This is a genomic window from Actinoplanes sp. NPDC019969 (genome assembly GCF_055562375.1).
The window spans coordinates 236,722-256,603 of record NZ_JBVHFK010000001.1 but is presented as its reverse complement, the minus strand read 5'-3'; the positions used below and the strand labels follow the sequence as shown (position 1 = coordinate 256,603).

Below are 19,882 nucleotides of genomic sequence, written 5' to 3'. Positions count from 1 at the left end.
AAGGGACATCGATGACGGCGACCGCACCCACTGGCCCGAGCATGATCACCCGGTTCCGGGAGGCGCTGCGCCGCACCCCGCCGCCGCAGCCCGCGCCCGTCCCGGTCCCACCGTCGATCGTGAACCTGGCGCCCGACCCGGGGTTCCGGGGCGACCCGGCCGGGATGCGGCTGCCCCAGTCGCTGGAGTCCGGGCAGGTCGACGTGCCCGGTCGCCCGGGCGTCACCGGCATGCGGGTGAGCGGCGCGGAGACCTGGTTCGCCGCGGTGTTCCCCGCGGAGCCCGGCGCGGTCTACTCGGCGGGCGTGTCGCTGTTCCAGGACGCGCCGCTGGGCCCTGACGTCCCGTGCCTGGTGGCCGACTGGACGTCGGACGGCGCGGAGTTCAGCGCGCCGGTGCGGTCGGCGTCGGCCCGTGACGAGCACGGGCACCACCGGATCAGCGTGACCTTCACGGTCCCGGCCGGGGCGCGGGAGGTCCGGGTCGGGCTGGTGGCCGGCGTCGGGCCGGTGATCTGGTACGACCTGGTGGTCACCGCGACCGCCGAGCCGGTCGGCTACTTCGACGGCTCCACCCCCTCCGACGGGTCGTACACCTACGAGTGGACCGGCCGGCCGGACGCCTCACCGTCGCGCCGCACGCTGCTGCCGTCCCCGGCGGTCGTGCCGCCCGTGCTCACCCCCGAGGAGGCCGCGGCGCTGCGGGCCACCGCCGGCGACGACCCGCCGGTGATCGCCCGGATCGCGCTGGCCGAGGGCGACCGGGAGGCCGCCGTCGCCGCGCTGCGCCGGGTGGTCAAGGCCGGTGACCCGGACGGCGAGGCCGCGTACGAGCTGGGCCGCATCGCCCTCGACGAGCAGCGCTGGGCGGCGGCCGAGCAACTGCTGCGCGGCGCGGTGGCGAAACAGCCGGAGGCGTACGAGCGGGGGTACGCCCTGGCGCACGCCTACGACAAGCTGAAACGGCGCGACGACAGCCGCCGGGCATCGGCCGCGGCGTTGGCGTACGACACCAAGCTCCCGTTCGACGGCCCCGCCCTGCTCGACTCCGACGTCACCTCGTTCGGTGCACGGCGGCAGGTCGGCGTCTTCCTCGCCGAGCACCTGGCACAGATCCGCACCCAGGCCGCCCAGCGGCTCGCCCGGCCCGTCGACAGCACCTTCGACCAGCCGGTCTTCGTCTACTGGGCGCAGGGCTTCGAGGCCGCGCCGCCGGTGGTCCGCGCCTGCCTGGCCGCGCTGCGCCGGAGCAACGGGCCGGTGCACGAACTCAGCCTGGCGAACATCGGCGCCTACGTCGACGTGCCCGCGGACCTGCCCGCCGACCATGTCCACTTCTCCGGCCTGCTGCGGATGGCGCTGCTGGAGAAGTTCGGCGGGATCTGGGTGGACGCGACCTGCCTGGTGTCCGAGCCGCTGCGGCCGCACGTCGACCGGGCGCTGGCGAAGAGCAGCGTGTTCGCGTTCAACTACACCGGGCCGTACCTGTCGAACTGGTTCCTGGCCGGCCGCCGCGACAGCTACGTCATGCACCTGTGGCGGGCCGCGTCGTTCCTGTGGTGGGAGAAACGCGGCGAAGGCCTCGACCCGCTGCTGCACCACCACGTCTTCGAGATGCTGCACCGGCTCGACGACCGGTTCCGCGCGGAGTGGGACGCCGGCCTGCGCCTCAACGCGACGCCGCCGCACGCGCTGCAGTCGGTGATGCTGCGCCGGTACGAGCCGGAGATGTTCCAGACGATCATGGAAGGCGCTTTCGTGCACAAGCTGCGGATCCCGGCCGAGCCGATGAGCAGCGAGTCCTACCTGGCCCGCATCATCCGCGGCGATCACCTGTACGGCGCGTGACCCCTCGCCGCCCGGTTAGGCGCGGCTGCCGGTCCACGGCGCGTGGCCTCTCCCACCGGGTCAGGTGCACCGGCGCGGTGATCCGGGCGTAGCGGGCGGCGGTACTCAGGAACCCGATGACGGGCGAGGAAGGTGACCTGGGTGTCGCCGGTGTGACCACCATCACACCGCCCGCCGAACCACGTACCGCGGACGGGCGGCCACCCGACGCAAGCCGCAAGCCGAGCGGCAAACCGCACACCCGTAACGCGGGGTCGGGGGCCTCGGCCCCAGGCAGAAATGACGAAAGCCCCAGGTCCGCGCTTCTCAGCGGACATGGGGCGGCAGAGTTCGTGCCCCCGGCAGGATTCGAACCTGCGCTTTCGCCTCCGGAGGGCGACGCTCTATCCCCTGAGCTACGGGGGCTCAGTGAGGAGAACACTAGCAGGCCGCCGGAGGGGTGGGCCAACCGGTATCGCCGAAAACGGATGGGCCGCCGATCAAGAACCGGCGGCCCATCCGTTGTGTCTGGTCAGGAGGCGGTTTCGAGCTTTTTCTGGAGTGAGCGCATGTCGGTCAGCTCGCGCTGCTGACTGTTGATGGTCAGCTGCGCGGCCTCGACGATCTCCTCGTCGTCGCTGAGCTCCAGGACCTCCTGGGCCATGTGCACGCCGCCCAGGTGGTGCTGGACCATCAGCTCGAGGAACAGCTTGTCCTCGGCCACGCCGGTCGCCTCCCGCAGCTGCTTGAGCTGGTCCTGGGTGGCCATGCCGGGCATCAGGCCGTTCACCACGCTCTCCTCGCCGCCGGGCATCCACGCCATCGGCGGCTGGGACCCGGTCGGCTGCAGGCCCCACTCGCGCAGCCAGGCCTGCATCATGCCGATCTGGCCCTGCTGGTTGAGCGCGATGTCGACGGCCATCTGGCGGACGTCCTGGTCCTGCGCCCGGACGTACGCGATCAGGCCCATCTCCACCGCCTGCGTGTGGTGGGTCGTCATGTCCCGGGCGAAGCCGGCCTCCGGGGAGTCGTCGCCGGGCAGGCTCTCGCCGCGCGGCACCAGGAACCCGATGGCGACGCCCAGGACCAGACCGATCACCAGGGCGAGCGGGATCCAGTAGCTGAACCGTGCGGGCGCCGTGCCGGAGCCCGCCTCCTCCTCGTCGGACAAGGTCAGGCCTGCGGTCCGTCGCCGGTGGCCGAGACGCCGCTGTCGCAGAGCGCGGTCGGGCCCTCGATCGAGGCGTTGACCCGGAGCGCCTTGATGAACTCGTCGATCCGCGGGTCGTCGACCGAGTCGACCTTCAGCTGGTAGCCCCAGGCCTGCAGGGAGACGGTGTTGCTGAGGTTCGCGTACGGGCTGATCATGGTCTTCTCGCGGCCCTCGACCTTGGCGGTGAGCGTCTTCACCTGGTCCTCGGGCAGACCCTGCTTGTAGGTGATCCAGACCGCGCCGTGCTCGAGGCTGTGCACCGCGTGCTCGTTGGCGATCGGCTCCGGGTAGACGATGCCGTTGCAGTTCTGCCAGCGGGCGTTGTGCTCACCGGCGACCGGCGGGTTCTGCTCGTAATTGAGCTTGCCGTCCTTGTGCTGGCCGCCCTTGATCATGTCGGGGTTGCTCTCCCGGTAGTTGACGATGCCGGCGATGGCGGCGGCACGGTCCTCCCAGGGGGTCTCCTTCTCCTTGTCGGACTTGACCGACGCGAAGACACCCCAGCCGATGATGCCGACGGCGATCAGCACGACGACGGCGGCGATCGCGATCGGGCCCGCGTTGCCACCACCGGCCTTGACCGGCGTGACCTTGCGGCCCTTCTTGCCTTTGCCCTTGCCGGCGGGACGGTTCGCGCCACCGGGACGGCCGGCGCCGGGCTTGCCCGAGGGGGGGTTGCCCTGGCCGGTGGTCTTGCCGACCTTGACGGTGGACGGGACCCGTTCGGGCCCCGGCGTGCTCATGCTCATCGTGCCTCGTCGATTCTTCGAATAAGGGGAAGGGGCGGGGCTCGGGTGGCCGCCGAACGCCGAAGTCTACCCCCGATAGCATGGCTGAGTGACTCCCGCCAACCTTGCTGACACCGTTCTCTCAGCCGCTCGTGCCGTTTTCGAGACGCGCGGACTCGATGTCGCGCTGCTGCCCGTCACGACGACGGTGGAGCGTCCGCGCAACCCCGAGCACGGCGACTACGCGTCGAACCTGGCCCTGCAACTGGGCAAGAAGGCCGGTGTCGCCCCGCGTGAGCTGGCCGCGGCGCTCGCCGAGGAGCTGGGCCGCCGGGACGGGATCAGCGCAGTGGAGATCGCCGGCCCCGGCTTCCTGAACATCCGGCTGGACGACGCGTCGCTCGGCGCGATCGCGCGCCTGGTGGTGGAGACCGGTTCAGCGTACGGCCGGAACACCGCCCTCGCCGGGGAGAAGGTCAACCTCGAGTTCGTCTCGGCGAACCCGACCGGCCCGATCCACCTGGGGCACACCCGCTGGGCCGCGGTCGGCGACTCGCTGCGCCGGGTGCTCACCGCCGCCGGCGCCGAGGTCACGAGTGAGTACTACGTCAACGACGCGGGCGCCCAGATGGAGCGGTTCGCCCAGTCGCTGTTCGCGGCGGCCAACGGCGAGCCCACCCCGGAGGGCGGCTACGTCGGCGACTACATCACCGAGATCGCCACGACGATCACCGACGCCGACCCCACGCTGATCGGCCGGCCGGCCGACGTCGCGCTGCCGGTCTTCGAGGAGCGCGGCTACCAGCTGATGCTCACCGAGATCAAGGCGAGCCTGGAGCGTTTCGGGGTCTACTTCGACGTCTGGTTCTCGGAGCGGACGCTGCACGACGGCGGCGCTGTCGAGCACGCCATCGAGGAGCTGCGCAAGCAGGGGCACATCTTCGAGGACGGTGGCGCGATCTGGCTGCGCACCACCGACTTCACCGACGACAAGGACCGGGTGCTGATCCGGTCCAACGGGGAGAAGACCTACTTCGCGGCCGACGCGGCGTACTACATCAACAAGCGGGAGCGCGGTTTCGACCGGTGCGTCTACCTGCTCGGCGCCGACCACCACGGCTACATCGGCCGGCTCAAGGCGATCGCGGCGTGTGCCGGCGACGACCCGGCGAAGAACATCGAGATCCTGATCGGCCAGCTGGTCAACCTGGTCCGGGCGGGGCAGCCGGTGCGGCTGTCGAAGCGGGCCGGCAACATCATCACGCTGGACGAGCTGGTCGAGGCGGTCGGCGCGGACGCCGCGCGGTACTCGCTGGCCCGGTCCTCCACCGACTCCACGCTGACGCTGGACATCGAGGAGATCACCAAGAACTCCAGCGACAACCCGGTCTTCTATGTGCAGTACGCGCACGCCCGGATCTGCTCGCTGCTGCGCAACGCCGCGGAGAAGAAGGTCGAGCGCGGTACGGAGTACGACCCGGCGCTGTTCTCCCACGACCGGGAGCGGAACCTGCTGAAGACCCTCGGTGAGTTCCCCGGCGTGGTGGCGACCGCCGCCGAGCTGCGTGAGCCGCACCGGATCGCGGTCTACCTGGAGGAGCGGGTGGCCACCGACTACCACCGGTTCTACGACGCCTGCCAGGTGCTGCCCAAGGGCGACGAGCCGGTCTCCGAGTTCGCCGCGTCGCGTCTGTGGCTGGCCGAGGCCACCCGTACGGTGCTCGCCAACGGTTTGGACCTCCTCGGGGTCTCCGCTCCGGAGAGGATGTAAGGCATGCGCGCACACGAGGCCGGGGCCCTGCACGGTGACCTCGGCAGCCGAGGGCCGGCCTGGCTGCGTACCCCCGAGGACGTGAACGCCCTCGTACCGCAACTGTGGCCGCGGACCGTGACCCGCGACGCCGCCGGAGCCCTGGAGATCGGCGGCGTGAGCGTCGCCGACCTGGCGGCCGATTACGGCACTCCCGCCTACCTGCTGGACGAGGACGACCTGCGGGCCCGCTGCCGGGACTTCGCGGCGGCCTTCTCCGGCGCCGACGTCTACTACGCCGGCAAGTCGTTCATCTGCAAGGCCGTCGTCCGGGTCGTCGAGGAGGAGGGGCTGTTCCTCGACGTCTGCTCCGGCGGCGAGCTGGCGGTGGCGCTGGCGGCCGGGTTCCCGCCCGAGCGGATCGGCTTCCACGGCAACAACAAGTCGGAGAGCGAGCTGCGCCGGGCCCTGGAGGCCGGGGTCGGGCGGATCGTCGTCGACTCGTTCCACGAGATCGCCCGGCTGAGCGCGCTCGCCACCGAGCTGGGCAAGCGGCCCGGTGTGCTGATCCGAGTCACGGTGGGTGTCGAGGCTCACACCCATGAGTTCATCGCGACCGCCCACGAGGATCAGAAGTTCGGGTTCTCGCTGGCCGGTGGCTCCGCGTTCGCGGCCGCCGCGCAGATCCTCGACGAGGACGTGCTCGACCTGCGCGGCCTGCACTCGCACATCGGCTCGCAGATCTTCGACACCAGCGGGTTCGAGGTGTCCGCCCGGCGGATCCTGGAGCTGCAGGCGCAGATCCGTGACGCCCGTGGGGTGGAGCTGCCGGAGCTGGACCTGGGCGGGGGCTTCGGTATCGCGTACACCACCCAGGACGACCCCTCGACCCCCGGCGACCTGGCCAAGCGGATCAACAAGATCGTCGAGGCCGAGTGCGAGATGGCGTCGCTGCGCAAGCCGCACCTGTCGATCGAGCCGGGCCGGGCCATCGTCGGGCCGTCGGTCTTCACCCTCTACGAGGTGGGGACGGTCAAGGACCGCGAGGGCATCCGGACGTACGTGAGCGTCGACGGCGGGATGAGCGACAACATCCGGACCGCTCTGTACGACGCGTCCTACTCGGCGACGATGGCCAACCGGCGCAGCGACGCGGAGCCGATGCTCGCCCGCGTTGTGGGAAAACATTGTGAGTCCGGGGACATCGTCGTGAAGGATGAATTCCTGCCCAGCGACGTGCAGCCCGGAGATCTTATCGCTGTGCCGGGCACCGGGGCCTATTGCCGGAGCATGGCCAGCAACTACAACCACGTTCCCCGGCCTCCCGTGGTGGCGGTCCGCGACGGCGCCGCCCGCGTCATCGTGCGCCGGGAGACCGAGGACGACCTGCTTGCATTGGATGTTGGATGAGCTCAGCGAAATCGGTCCGGCTGGCCCTGCTCGGCTGCGGCACCGTCGGCACTGAAGTGGTCCGTCTGCTGCACGAGCAGGCCGAGGACCTGACCGCCCGGATCGGTGCCCCTCTCGAGATCGTCGGCATCGCGGTGCGGCGGCCCGGCCGGGAGCGCGGCGACCTGCCGGTGGATCCCTCGCTGTTCACCACCGACGCGCTCGGCCTGATCAAGCGGGACGACGTGGACGTGGTGATCGAGGTCGTCGGTGGCATCGAGCCGGCCCGGACCTGGCTGGTCGAGGCGCTGCGGGCGGGCAAGAGCGTGGTCACCGCGAACAAGGCGCTGCTCGCCGAGGACGGTGGCGCGCTGCACGACGCCGCCGCCGAGGGCGGCGCCGACCTGTACTACGAGGCGTCGGTGGCCGGCGCGATCCCGCTGCTGCGCCCGTTGCGCGAGTCGCTGCACGGCGACCGGGTGACCGCGGTGACCGGCATCGTGAACGGCACCACCAACTTCATCCTCTCCTCGATGGCGTCGACGGGCACGGGCTTCAACGAGGCCCTCGAGGAGGCGACCGAGCTGGGGTACGCGGAAGCCGACCCGACCGCCGACGTTGAGGGTTTCGACGCCGCCGCGAAGGCCGCCATCCTCGCCTCGCTCGCCTTCCACACCCGGGTCACCGCCGCGGACGTGTTCCGCGAGGGCATGACCGGGGTGACCGCCGGTGACATGGCCAGCGCCCGGGAGATGGGCTGCACCATCAAGCTGCTGTGCATCGCGCAGCGCGGAGACGACTCCGTCTCCGTCCGGGTGCACCCGGCGATGATCCCGCTCACCCACCCGCTGGCGAGCGTCGGTGACGCGTTCAACGCGGTGTTCGTCGAGGCCGAGGCGGCCGGGCCGCTCATGTTCTACGGCCGGGGGGCGGGTGGCCGGCCGACCGCCAGCGCGGTTCTGGGCGACATCGTGGCGGCGGCCCGCAACAAGCTGACCGGCACGCGGGCGCCGAGCGAGAGCAACTACGCCCAGCTACGGGTCCGCCCGATCGGCGAGTCGATGACGCGGTACCACATCAGTCTCGACGTGGCCGAGAAGCCGGGCGTCCTGGCCACCGTGGCCGGGGTCTTCGCCCAGCACGAGGTCTCCATCGCGACGGTCCGGCAGTCCGGTCGTGAAGATGACGCGAAATTGGTCATCGTCACGCACAGTGCCCCGGACGCGGCACTGGCGGCTACCGTCGAGGCGTTGTCGCGGCTGGACATCGTCCGGTCGATCGCCAGTGTGCTGCGCGTCGAGGGTGGCGCAGGCTGAGATTCCGGTGTGTTGATTTCGGGCGCGTATGACGGCCGGAATCCACACGCTGGTTGTCCTGAATAGTGGGCGTCCGGTCCCATGGGCCGGATGCTTCGGGCACGCTGTGCTCGTTTGTCGAGCGTTTAGGTGAGGGAGTACGGCCATGTGGCGGGGCTTGATCGAGGCGTACCGGGACCGACTGCCGGTCACCGACGCCACTCCGGTGGTCTCGCTGCACGAGGGGAACACCCCGCTGGTGCCGGCCCCGGTGCTGTCCCAGCGGGTCGGCGCCGACGTCTACCTCAAGGTCGAGGGCGCCAACCCGACCGGCTCCTTCAAGGACCGGGGCATGACGATGGCGGTCTCCAAGGCGGTCGAGGAGGGCGCCAAGGCGATCATCTGCGCGTCCACCGGCAACACCAGCGCTTCCGCGGCGGCGTACGCGGCCCGGGCCGGCATCACCTGCGCGGTCCTCGTGCCGCAGGGCAAGATCGCGCTCGGCAAGCTGGCCCAGGCGCTGGTGCACGGCGCCCGCCTGCTGCAGGTGGACGGCAACTTCGACGACTGCCTGGCGCTCGCCTCCAAGCTGTCCCAGGACTACCCGGTCGCGCTGGTCAACTCGGTGAACATCTTCCGCCTGCACGGGCAGAAGACGGCCTCCTTCGAGATCGTCGAGGCGCTCGGTGACGCGCCCGACATCCACTGCCTGCCGGTCGGCAACGCGGGCAACATCTCCGCCTACTGGATGGGCTACCAGGAGGACAAGGCGGCCGGGAACTCGACGAAGCTGCCGAAGATGTACGGCTTCCAGGCGTCCGGGGCGGCCCCGATCGTGAACGGCAAGGTCGTCGAGCAGCCGTCGACGATCGCCACCGCCATCCGGATCGGCAACCCGGCGAGCTGGACCAAGGCGCTCGACGCCCGGGACGCCTCGGGCGGCCTGATCTCGGCGGTCACCGACCGGGACATCCTCAACGCGTACCGGCTGCTGGCCCGTGAGGTCGGCGTCTTCGTGGAACTGGGCAGCGCGGCCAGCGTGGCGGGCCTGCTGCAGCAGGCGGCGGCGGGGAGGATCCCGGCCGGTTCGCGGGTGGTCTGCACGGTCACCGGCCACGGCCTGAAAGACCCGGAGTGGGCGATTTCCACCGCTCCGTCCCCGACGGTCATCCCCAACGACGCCCTGATCGCCGCGAAGGCCCTCGACCTGGCGTAAGAACCAGCGTGTTGATTCCGGGCGCGCATAGCGGCGCAAATCAACACGCTGGGTTCTCAGTTCTCCGGATCGGCCGCGGCGTGTTCTGAAAGACTGGCCGCGGCCTCTTCGGCTATCTGGCTTCCCGCCTCGCGGACCAGTAGCTCCATCGCTCTGGCCACGATCGTGAGCTCCTCCGCTGAGAGCCGGCTGAGGAGTTGGCGCTGTTTTGCCACCCCTGCCGTGATGATGCCCTCGATGACCTCGGTGCCCGCGCGCGTGAGTCCGATCCGGCGAACCCGCCGGTCGTTGACGTCCTCTGTGCGGGTCACCAGATCCTGCACGACCAGCCGGTCGATCATGCCGCTGAGGGCGGCGGCGCCGACCCCGAGCATCCGCGCCAGTTCCCCGCCGGCGAGCGTGCCGTGCCGGGACAGCAGCAGCATGATCTTCAGCTGGGACATCGTCAGGTGTGACGAGAAGAGCGGGTCCGACCGGTCGTCGGCGAACAGGTGCTCCAGCTGGATCGACGCGCCCATGATGTCGGCGATCAGCTTTTCTTCCTGGCTCAGCGCCTGCTCCTTCTGTCACGTGCGTGTGGCCCGACGGTATCAACCGGGGCCGGTGGAAAACCATTTGTTCGCGTCATGCAAACTATCAATATCGACCGAACTTTTCTCGGGGGAGCGCCCATGTCAGCTCTGACACGGCTCAGCCTTGCCAACCGAGGTCTCGTCGCCCTGATCGCCCTGGTGATCAGCGGCTTCGGAATCTATGCGATCCCGTCCCTCAAACAGCAGCTCTTCCCGTCGATCGAGCTGCCCGCCGCTTTCGTCAGCGCGGTGCTGCCCGGCGCCTCGCCCGAAGCGGTCGAGACGCAGGTGACCAAGCCGATCGAGGACGCCGTCAAGGGCATCGACGGCATCGACACCGTGACATCGACGTCGCGGGAGAACGTGTCGAGCGTCGTCGTGATGTTCGACTACGGCACCGACATCGAGTCCGCCGTGAACCAGGTCACCACCTCGGTGAACCGGATCCGGTCCCAGCTCCCGGAGAACGTCGACCCGACGGTCTTCGCCGGCGGCACCGACGACATCCCGGCGATCGTGCTGGCCGCCTCCGCCCCCGGCGGTGACGAGGCCGCGCTGCTCACCAAGCTCAACGAGACGGTGGTGCCCGAGCTCAACGCGATCGAGGGCGTCCGCGACACCCAGGTCACCGGCGCCCGCGCCAAGCAGGTCGTGATCACCCCCGACCTGGCCAAGTTCGGTGCGGCCGGGATCAGCCCGGCGTCGCTGACCACGGTGCTGCAGGCCAACGGCGTCTCCATCCCGGCCGGCGCGGTCGTCGAGGGCGACAAGTCGCTGACCGTGCAGGTGGGCACCCCGATCACCACCGTCGACCAGCTGAAGAACGTCTACCTGACCGGCTCCCGGGGCCCGGTGCGCCTCGGTGACGTGGCCGCGGTGGAGAGCAAGCTGCCGGCCGCCGAGTCGTACACCCGGACCGACGGGGTGGACAGTCTCGGCATCGCCGTCACGGCCCGCCCGGACGGCAACCCGGTGGAGATCTCGCACCAGGTGCGGGACCTGCTCGACAAGCTGCAGAGCGACTCCGGCGCGACCCTGACGGTCATCACCGACCAGGCGCCGTACGTGGAGCGGTCCATCGAGAGCCTGACCACCGAGGGCCTGCTCGGCCTGGTGATGGCGGTCGTGGTCATCCTGATCTTCCTGCTCAGCGTCCGCTCGACGCTGGTCACCGCGGTCTCCATCCCGCTGTCGGTGCTGGTCGCGCTGATCGCCCTGTGGATCGGCGACTACACCCTCAACCTGCTCACCCTCGGCGCGCTGACCATCGCGGTGGGCCGGGTGGTGGACGACTCGATCGTCGTCCTGGAGAACATCAAACGCCATCTGGAGTACGGCGAGGAGAAGGTCCACGCCATCCTCGGCGCGGTCCGTGAGGTGGCCGGCGCGGTCGTCGCCTCGACGCTCACCACGGTCGCCGTCTTCGCCCCGATCGCGCTGGTCGGTGGCCTGGTCGGGCAGATCTTCTCGTCCTTCGCGATCACCGTGACGGTGGCGCTGCTGGCCTCGCTGTTCGTGTCGCTGACCATCGTGCCGGTGCTGGCGTACTGGTTCCTCAAGCCGCCGCCGCCCGGCGCCGACACCGAGGCGATCCGCAAGGCCGCCGAGGAGAAGGAGCTGCGCAACCCGCTGCAGCGCGCCTACCTGCCGATTATCAACTTCGCCACCACCAAGCGCTGGACCACGGTGCTGATCGGTGTGCTGGTGCTGCTCGGCACCGGCGTGCTGAGCCGCAACCTGGAGACCAACTTCCTCGACGAGTCGGGGCAGGACAGCATCCAGATCAGCCAGGAGATGCCGGCCGGCACCAGCCTGGCGGCCACCGACGCGGCGGCCAAGAAGGTCGAGGCGCTGCTCGCCACCCGTGGCGAGATAGCGACCTACCAGGTCACCGTGGGCGGCGGCTCGGGCAACCCGTTCGCCGGCGGCGGCGGGGCGTCCAGCGCCAACTACAACGTGGCGCTCACCGAGGACGCCGACGCCGAGCAGCTCTCCGAGGAGCTGAAGCGGCAGTTCGAGCAGCTGGAGAACGCCGGCGAGATCAAAATCGGTCAGGAGAGCTCCGGCCTGGGTGGCGGCTCGCTGTCCGTCCGGGTCTCCGCCGCCGACAACGAGGTGCTCGCCACCGCCACCGAGCAGGTGCGCGCCCAGATGGCCGGCATCAACGGGGTCACCGAGGTGGACACCAGCCTGGTCGCCAGCGTCCCGCGGCTGGAGGTGGTGGTGGACCGCAAGGCCGCCGCGGCCGCCGGCCTGACCGAGGCACAGATCGGACAGACCGTGGCGGGTCTGTTCCGCAGCGCCCCGGCCGGTGAGATCAGCGTCGACGGCACCACCCAGGACGTGGTGATCTCGTTCGGCAAGGCACCGGCCGACCCGGCCGCGCTCCGGGCCGTGCCGCTGGCCACCCCGGCCCGCCTCGTGCCGCTGGACCAGGTCGCCGACGTCAAGGAGGTCGGTGGACCGGAGACCGTCACGCGGGTGGACGGGAACCGTACCGCCACCGTCACCGGCGTGGTCGCCGGCGACAACCTCCGCCAGATCAACGCCGACCTGAAGAAGCAGATCGACGCGCTCGACCTGCCGCCCGGCGCGGAGGTCGTGATCGGCGGCGCCACCGCCGACCAGGAGGAGGCGTTCGGGCAGCTCGGCCTGGCCGTGCTGGTCGCCATCGCGATCGTCTTCATCATCATGGTCGCCACCTTCCGCAGCCTGCTGCAGCCGGTGATCCTGCTGGTGTCGATCCCGTTCGCGGCGACCGGCGCGATCGGCCTGCTGCTGCTCACCGGCACCCCGCTGGGCGTGCCCGCGCTGATCGGTGTGCTGATGCTGGTCGGCATCGTGGTCACCAACGCGATCGTGCTGATGGACCTGATCAACCACTACCGGGCCCAGGGCTACGGGGTGAAGGAGGCGGTGATCGAGGGTGGCCGGCACCGGCTGCGGCCGATCCTGATGACCGCGATCGCGACCATCTTCGCGCTGATCCCGATGGCGCTCGGCCTCACCGGCGAGGGCGGCTTCATCTCCCAGCCGCTGGCCATCGTGGTGATCGGCGGTCTGATCAGCTCGACGCTGCTGACCCTGGTGCTGGTGCCGACGCTCTACACCATGGTGGAGAACCGCAAGGAGAAGAGCCGGGCCAAGCGGCAGGCCAAGCGCCTGCGCAAGGGCACGGGCGAGGGGCCGCGGCACGCGGCCGACGAGCCCGCCGACGACCTGGTTCCGGCCGGGACGGCGCCGGAGTCCGGCGGCGGCGCGCACGAGGCCCGCTCCGAGGGCGGGAAGTCCGCGCTGCGCGGTCTGACCGACCAGTTCGAGGTGCTGAAGATGCCCCGCAAGCCGGTGAACCCGGCCGAGTAGGCGGAGGTCACGACGATGCCCGGTCCCGTGCGGGGCCGGGCATCGCCGTGGATAGGGTTCGGTACGTGCCAGCGACGTTCTCGGTCCTTACCCGCAACCGCGACTTCCGTCGCCTGTTCGCTGCCGAGCTGGTGGTCTTCGGCGCCGACTGGTTCGTCATGGTTCCGCTGCTGGCGCTGCTGCTGGAGCTGACCGGCGGCGGCACCCTGGGCGCGCTGGTGCTGGCCGTGGACACCGGGATCCTGGCCCTGCTGCTGCCGTTCACCGGCACCATCGCCGACCGGGTGGACCGGCGGAAGATCCTGATCCTGGCGAACGCCGCCGCCTTCCTCTCGGTGCTGCTGCTGTTCGCCGTCCGGTCCGCGGCCACCGCCCCGCTGGCGCTGGTCGCGATCGGCGCGATCGCGGTGTCGAAGGCGTTCTACTCGCCGGCCGCGTCCGCCGCCCTGCCGAACGTGGTGGACTCCGCGGACCTGGCGGCGGCGAACACCGTCGCCGGATCCGCCTGGGGCACCATGACCGTGGTCGGGGCGTCCCTCGGCGGCGTGGTGAGCAGCGTCTTCAACCCGTACGTCTGCTTCGGGGTGACCGCCGTCCTGCTGCTCACCGGAAGCGTGCTGACCGCCCTGATCCGGCGCCCGCTGCAGGCGCCGCGCGAGGCCGGGGCCGAGGCGCCCCGCGCGCTGGCCGCGCTCGTCGAGTCGTTGCGCTACATCGCCCGGCGTCCCCGGCTGCGGGCGCTGGTCACCGTCAAGTCGGCGGTCGGCCTGGGCAACGGGGTGCTGGCGGTGTTCCCGCTGATCGCGGCGTCGTACGGGGTGGGCGCGCTGGGCGCCGGCCTGCTGTTCGCGCTGCGCGGCCTGGGCGCGCTGGTCGGCCCGCTGGTGATGCGCCCGGTGCTGAACCGGCCGTCCTGGCTGCTGCCCGGCCTGGCCCTCTCCATGGGCCTGTACGGGGTCGGCTACCTCGGGGTCGCTTTCGTCCCGTGGTTCCCGCTGGTCGCGGCGCTGGTCTTCGTGGCGCACTTCGCCGGCGGGACGAACTGGGTGCTCTCCAACTACGCGCTGCAGGGCGAGGTGCCGGACGCGCTGCGCGGCCGGGTCTTCGCCACCGACATGATGCTGGCGACGCTCGCCATCGCGGTCAGCCAGCTCGCCGTGGGCGCGATGATCGCCCATGTCGACCAGCGCTGGATCATCGCCGGATGCGCGTCGATCACCATCACCTACGCGGTCGGCTGGGGGCTGGCCACCCGGCGGTTGAAACCGTCGGCCGAACCGGCGGTCACCGAATACCGGGACGGGGAGGCTCCGCCCCGATGATCAAGCCCTAGCATGTGGCGATGGGTTTGTCCTTCGGCACCGAACCGGTCTCCGTCAGCACACCGGCGACCAGCGCGAATCTCGGCCCCGGCTTCGACGCCCTGGGCCTGGCGCTGACGCTGTACGACGACCTGACCGCCCGGGTGACCGGCGGCGGGTTCCACGCGGAGATCCACGGCGAGGGCGCGGGCGAGCTGCCCACCGACGAGAGCCACCTGGTGTTCCAGGCGATGCTGACCACCTTCGACGAGGCCGGGCAGCGCCCGCCGGGCGTACACCTGACGTGTGTGAACCGGATCCCGCAGGCCCGCGGCATGGGCAGCTCGTCGGCGGCGATCGTGGCCGGCGTCCAGCTCGCCCGTGGCCTGATCATCAACGGTCAGGAGCTGATCAGCGATGAGGCCGCGCTGCGGATCGCCGCCCGGATCGAGGGCCATCCCGACAACGTCGCGCCCTGCCTGCTCGGCGGTTTCACCATCGCGTGGACCGAGGCGGACGGCGCGCGGGCGGTCCGCCTCGCGCCGGCGGAGGGCGTCCGGCCGACGGTTTTCATCCCCTCCGAACTGGGGTACACGGCCTCCGCCCGCGCGGCGCTGCCGTCCGCGGTCCCGCACCACGACGCGGCGTTCAACGCCGGGCGGTCCGCGCTGCTCACCCACGCGCTGACCGCCGACCCGGCACTGCTGTTCCCGGCCACCGAGGACCGCCTGCACCAGGACTACCGGGCCGGCGGGATGCCGGCGACGGCCGAGCTCGTGGCGGCGCTCCGCGCGGCCGGCGTGGCCGCCGTGGTCAGCGGCGCGGGGCCGACGGTTCTGGCGTTGACCGAGGTCCCGGCCGATTTCCGGCCGGGCGCGCACTGGCACGGCGAAGTGCTGGGCGTGGATGACGCCGGTGCAGTTGTGAAAGGGGGTATGGTGGAACACGCCGAGCGGGGTCCTGTTGCCGCAGGTCGCACGAGTTGACTATTCTGCTCATCTGAGCACAGCTCAAGACCTGGCACAGCCGCGAAGCATGCGATCTCTGCGGTCCGGCGCACCCCGAGATTTCTGGGCCTCCGCCCTTTCTTCATTCTCTCAAGGCACACGCCGGGCAGCAGTCGATAGATCGCTGCACTCGCCCGAGACCTACCCGTCAAGCCCTGACGGGAGGGATACCGGTCGAGCTGCCGTGCCGCACCAACTCCCGCGCCGCTGTTGCGAAGCGGGTTCCGAGGGCACCCGGCCCAGGCTGCAGTTCCGGGTGACTTCGGGCTTTTTCCGACGGAAGGAATCCATTGAGCGACACCACCGACGTGACGTCGGGTGTTTCTGACGTCGCTGACGGCGCCGGCACCACCGCGACCGCTACGAAGCGCCGCCGTGGCGGCACCGGGCTGTCCGCGATGCTGCTGCCCGAGTTGCAGAGCCTCGCCGCCTCCCTCGGCATCTCCGGCACCGCCCGGATGCGCAAGGGCGAGCTGATCGCCGCGATCACCGAGCGCCAGAGCGGCGGCACCCCCGCCGCTGCCGCCGAGCCGGCCCCGCGCCCGCGCACCAACGGCGCCGACGCCGTGGCCGCGGCTCCCGCCCCCGCTCAGGCCGCTCCCGCCCAGGCCGCTCCGGCCGAGGCGCCGCAGACCGCAGCCGCCCCCGCCGAGACGGCCCCGCCGGCCGAGCGTCCCGCGCGGAGCCGCCGCGAGCGGGCCTCCCGGGAGCCCCGGGAGACCGCGCCGCGTGCTGCGCAGGAGACGGTGGCCGTGGAGGCCGCCCCGGCTCCGGCCCCGGTGGCCGAGGCCCCCGCGCCCGCCGCCGAGACCACCGAACGCCCCGAGCGGGGCGACCGTCCCGAGCGCGGCGAGCGCAACCGGGACCGGCAGCGCAACCAGCGTGACGGTCAGCGCGAGGACCGTGGCCAGCGCGAGGACCGTGGCCAGCGGGAGGACCGCGGTCCGCGCGAGGACCGTGGCCAGCGCGACACCCAGCAGCGCGACGACCGTGGTCAGCGGGACGACCGCGGCCCGCGCGACGGCCAGGGGCACAACGACGACAACGACGACGACGGCGAGGGTGGCCGCCGGAGCCGGCGCAGCCGGTTCCGCGACCGCCGGCGCGGCCGGGACCGGGACGACAACCCGCGCGACGAGCGCGGTGGCCAGCGTGAGGGCCGCGAGCCGCACGTCAACGAGGACGAGGTGCTCGTCCCGGTGGCCGGCATCCTGGACGTGCTGGACAACTACGCGTTCGTCCGCACCACCGGCTACCTCTCCGGCCCGAACGACGTCTACGTCTCGATGTCGCAGGTCAAGAAGTACGGCCTGCGACGCGGTGACGCGGTCACCGGCGCGGTCCGGTCCGCTCCGCGGGAGGGTGGCAACGACGGGCAGCGGCGGGACAAGTACAACCCGCTGGTCCGCCTCGACACCATCAACGGGATGGAGCCGGACGAGGCCCGCCGCCGGCCCGAGTTCTACAAGCTCACCCCGCTCTACCCGCAGGAGCGCCTGCGGCTGGAGACCGAGCCGCACATCCTCACCACCCGCATCATCGACCTGGTGATGCCGATCGGTAAGGGCCAGCGCGCGCTCATCGTCTCCCCGCCGAAGGCCGGTAAGACGATGGTCCTGCAGGCGCTGGCCAACGCGATCACCCGCAACAACCCCGAGTGCCACCTGATGGTCGTGCTCGTGGACGAGCGGCCCGAAGAGGTCACCGACATGCAGCGCACGGTGAAGGGCGAGGTCATCGCGGCCACGTTCGACCGTCCGCCGCAGGACCACACCACGGTCGCCGAGCTCGCCATCGAGCGGGCCAAGCGGCTGGTCGAGCTGGGCCACGACGTGGTCGTGCTGCTCGACTCGGTGACCCGGCTCGGCCGGTCGTACAACCTGGCCGCTCCGGCTTCCGGCCGGATCATGTCGGGTGGTATCGATTCGACCGCGCTCTACCCGCCGAAGCGCTTCCTCGGCGCCGCGCGCAACATCGAGAACGGTGGCTCGCTCACCATCCTCGCGACCGCGCTGGTGGAGACCGGGTCGATGATGGACACGGTGATCTTCGAGGAGTTCAAGGGCACCGGCAACGCCGAGCTGAAGCTGGACCGGAAGATCGCCGACAAGCGGATCTTCCCGGCCGTGGACGTCTCCGCCTCCAGCACCCGTAAGGAAGAGATCCTGCTGGGCAAGGAGGAGCTGGCGATCATCCACAAGCTCCGCAAGGTGCTCAGCTCGCTGGAGTCCGGCGCCGCCCTGGACCTGTTGATGGACCGGCTCAAGCAGACCCGGACCAACATCGAGTTCCTGATGCAGATCGCCAAGTCGACGCCTGGCGAATAAACCGTAAAAAACGACGAGGCCCACCCAATCGGGTGGGTCTCGTCGTTTTTGTCGCACAGATTGTCTGATTCGGCCCATCCAGGGTCGTGCGAACCTCCGGTATCCCCATCCCTCGATAATCCGGAGGCGCTCGATGATCGTGCCTGGTTACCGGGAACATCCGGCCGAGCCATGGGATCCGGACTCGCCCGTGGACCCCGGTGAGGCCGAGGACTTCCTGCGCCGGTGCTACCTCGAGAACCCCCGGCTCGGCCCGGTCGAGCCCCGTCTCGCCATCGTCCGCGCGCAGATCGCCGCGACCGGCACCTACGTGCACACCACCGACGAGCTGACCCACGGCGCCAGGATGGCGTGGCGCAACGCCAGCCGGTGCATCGGGCGGCTCTACTGGCGCAGCCTGATGGTGCTGGACCGCCGCCGGGCCCGGACCGCCGACGAGATCTACTCGCTGCTCGTGCAGCACCTGCAGACCGCCGGGACCACGCAGATCCGGCCGGTGATCAGCGTCTTCGCCCCGGCCCAGCCCGGCCAGCCCTGCGCCCGGGTGTGGAACGAGCAGCTGATCCGGTACGCCGGTTACCGCACCGAGGACGGGCAGACCATCGGCGATCCCCGGCTGATCGACTTCACCGCGGCGGTGCGCGGCTTCGGATGGCAGGGCAAGGGCGAGGCGTTCGACGTGCTGCCGCTGGTCATCGAAACCCCGGGCGAGGGGGTACGGGTCTACGAGCTCCCCGAACAGGCCATCCGCGAGGTGCCGCTGAGCCATCCCGAGTTCGGCTGGTTCGCCGAGCTCGGCCTGCGCTGGCACGCCGTCCCGGCGATCGCCAACATGCGCCTGACCGTCGGCGGCGTGCACTATCCGCTCGCCCCGTTCAACGGCTGGTACATGGGCTCCGAGATCGGCGCCCGCAACCTCGCCGACGCCGACCGGTACAACCTGCTGCCGCTGGTCGCCGCCCGGATGGGCCTGGACACCAGCCGCGAGTCGACGCTGTGGCGGGACCGGGCGCTGGTCGAGCTGAACCGGGCCGTCCTGCACAGTTTCGAGCGGGCCGGGGTCAAGATGAGCGACCACCACACCGAGTCGCAGCGGTTCCTCACCCACCTGCGCAACGAGGAGAAGGCGGGCCGCCGGGTGCCGGCGGACTGGACGTGGATCGTCCCGCCGATCTCCGGCGGCATCACCCCGGTCTTCCACCGCTACTACGACGAGTTCGACGAGCGGCCGGCGTTCTATCTCGACGAGGTGGCGGCGGACCGGGCCCGGGGCTGCCCTAAGCGAACTCGTTGACGGCGAAGTCGTCGCGGTGACGCCAGGCGGCGGTGGTGCGCACATGGTCGGCGCGTACCCACTTGAGCAGTTTGCGGTCGAACTCGGCGGCCGGGATGCGCCCGGCGACGCGGACCACGTACCCCTCGGAGGTGTCGGGGGAGCGGCAGGCGGACCAGGCGGCGCGTGCCTCGGAGAGACTGCCGCCGCGGTACAGCACCGGGACCGTGGGCAGCTCCAGGCGGCGCGCCCAGTCCACCGTGTCGTCCCAGCCGAGCAGCGTGTTCGTCTCGTCCCAGATGCCGAACACCAGGAAGACGCCGGGCAGGTCCCGGTAGGCGACGCTGCGGCGGGCCCACATGGACTCGCCGCAGACCCGCCAGTCGTCCGGGATCCGGTACGCCGTCATCGCCCAGAGCGCCTTCGCCGGCCGATCCCAGGGCTGGGTGCCGGAGTCCAGCGACCGGGCGTACATCGAGTCCCTGGTGAAGGTGAGGTTCCCGCCGTCCATCTTCTCGGTCACCACGAGCTCGCCGTCGAGCCAGGTCAGGTCCTGCTGGATCCGGTCGTCGGCGGTCGCTCCCGGTGAGCCGGGCAGGTGGAACGTGCGCGGGTACTTCAC

General features: G+C 70.9%; 14 protein-coding genes and 1 tRNA gene. 10 read left to right on the top strand and 5 right to left on the bottom strand.

Translation table 11 applies throughout. The annotated features are described in order from the left end of the window. Nucleotides 1–11: 11 nt before the first annotated feature. Nucleotides 12–1,847, top strand: coding sequence for a capsular polysaccharide synthesis protein (locus ACZ3II_RS01110; protein ID WP_465515591.1), 1,836 nt, complete (start codon nt 12–14; stop codon nt 1,845–1,847). 333 nt (nt 1,848–2,180) lie between these two features. Here ACZ3II_RS01110 and ACZ3II_RS01105 read toward each other — a convergent pair. From ACZ3II_RS01105 to ACZ3II_RS01095, 3 genes are all read right to left on the bottom strand, one after another. Further along, nucleotides 2,181–2,252, bottom strand: a tRNA-Arg gene (locus ACZ3II_RS01105). A 106-nt stretch (nt 2,253–2,358) separates the two neighbouring features. After that, entirely contained in the window at nt 2,359–3,003 is a 645-nt protein-coding gene (locus tag ACZ3II_RS01100; RefSeq protein ID WP_465516573.1) for a DUF305 domain-containing protein, read from the bottom strand. Then, nucleotides 3,000–3,788, bottom strand: coding sequence for a DUF3105 domain-containing protein (locus tag ACZ3II_RS01095; RefSeq protein ID WP_465515590.1), 789 nt, complete (start codon nt 3,786–3,788; stop codon nt 3,000–3,002). The genes ACZ3II_RS01100 and ACZ3II_RS01095 overlap by 4 nt, the downstream gene beginning before the upstream one ends. 88 nt (nt 3,789–3,876) lie before the next feature. On the opposite strand from ACZ3II_RS01095, the gene argS reads away from it, so the two are divergent. The 4 genes from argS to thrC all read left to right on the top strand — a co-directional run bounded on the left by argS (nt 3,877) and on the right by thrC (nt 9,417). Next, the gene (argS, locus tag ACZ3II_RS01090) at nt 3,877–5,538 is read left to right on the top strand and encodes an arginine--tRNA ligase (protein WP_465515589.1); all 1,662 of its coding nucleotides are present in this window, start codon (nt 3,877–3,879) and stop codon (nt 5,536–5,538) included. A 3-nt stretch (nt 5,539–5,541) separates the two neighbouring features. Further along, a complete protein-coding gene (lysA, locus tag ACZ3II_RS01085) occupies nt 5,542–6,927 on the top strand; it encodes a diaminopimelate decarboxylase (RefSeq protein WP_465515588.1) in 1,386 nt (461 codons plus the stop codon). Continuing rightward, complete coding sequence (locus tag ACZ3II_RS01080; RefSeq protein ID WP_465515587.1) at nt 6,924–8,222, top strand: homoserine dehydrogenase; 1,299 nt, start codon at nt 6,924–6,926, stop codon at nt 8,220–8,222. The genes lysA and ACZ3II_RS01080 overlap by 4 nt, the downstream gene beginning before the upstream one ends. Before the next feature lie 145 nt (nt 8,223–8,367). Then, complete coding sequence (gene thrC / locus ACZ3II_RS01075) at nt 8,368–9,417, top strand: threonine synthase (protein WP_465515586.1); 1,050 nt, start codon at nt 8,368–8,370, stop codon at nt 9,415–9,417. A 56-nt stretch (nt 9,418–9,473) separates the two neighbouring features. On the opposite strand, the gene ACZ3II_RS01070 is transcribed toward thrC, so the two are convergent. Continuing rightward, on the bottom strand, nt 9,474–9,935 hold the full coding sequence (locus tag ACZ3II_RS01070; RefSeq protein WP_465515585.1) for a MarR family transcriptional regulator: 462 nt from the start codon (nt 9,933–9,935) through the stop codon (nt 9,474–9,476). A gap of 153 nt (nt 9,936–10,088) precedes the next feature. Here ACZ3II_RS01070 and ACZ3II_RS01065 point away from each other — a divergent pair, with 153 nt between their 5' ends. The 5 genes from ACZ3II_RS01065 to ACZ3II_RS01045 all read left to right on the top strand — a co-directional run bounded on the left by ACZ3II_RS01065 (nt 10,089) and on the right by ACZ3II_RS01045 (nt 19,281). Beyond that, on the top strand, nt 10,089–13,352 hold the full coding sequence (locus ACZ3II_RS01065) for an efflux RND transporter permease subunit (RefSeq protein ID WP_465515584.1): 3,264 nt from the start codon (nt 10,089–10,091) through the stop codon (nt 13,350–13,352). A gap of 65 nt (nt 13,353–13,417) precedes the next feature. Beyond that, nucleotides 13,418–14,674: an MFS transporter gene (locus ACZ3II_RS01060; protein WP_465515583.1), complete on the top strand. Its 1,257-nt coding sequence runs from the start codon at nt 13,418–13,420 to the stop codon at nt 14,672–14,674. 20 nt (nt 14,675–14,694) lie between these two features. After that, nucleotides 14,695–15,639 carry a homoserine kinase gene (gene thrB / locus ACZ3II_RS01055; protein ID WP_465515582.1) on the top strand — a complete coding sequence of 315 codons (945 nt, stop codon included), beginning with the start codon at nt 14,695–14,697 and terminating at the stop codon, nt 15,637–15,639. 311 nt (nt 15,640–15,950) lie between these two features. Next, the gene (gene rho / locus ACZ3II_RS01050) at nt 15,951–17,987 is read left to right on the top strand and encodes a transcription termination factor Rho (RefSeq protein WP_465515581.1); all 2,037 of its coding nucleotides are present in this window, start codon (nt 15,951–15,953) and stop codon (nt 17,985–17,987) included. Between the two features lie 133 nt (nt 17,988–18,120). After that, the gene (locus tag ACZ3II_RS01045) at nt 18,121–19,281 is read left to right on the top strand and encodes a nitric oxide synthase oxygenase (RefSeq protein ID WP_465515580.1); all 1,161 of its coding nucleotides are present in this window, start codon (nt 18,121–18,123) and stop codon (nt 19,279–19,281) included. On the opposite strand, the gene ACZ3II_RS01040 is transcribed toward ACZ3II_RS01045, so the two are convergent. Further along, entirely contained in the window at nt 19,265–19,882 is a 618-nt protein-coding gene (locus ACZ3II_RS01040; protein WP_465515579.1) for an RNA ligase family protein, read from the bottom strand. The genes ACZ3II_RS01045 and ACZ3II_RS01040 overlap by 17 nt on opposite strands.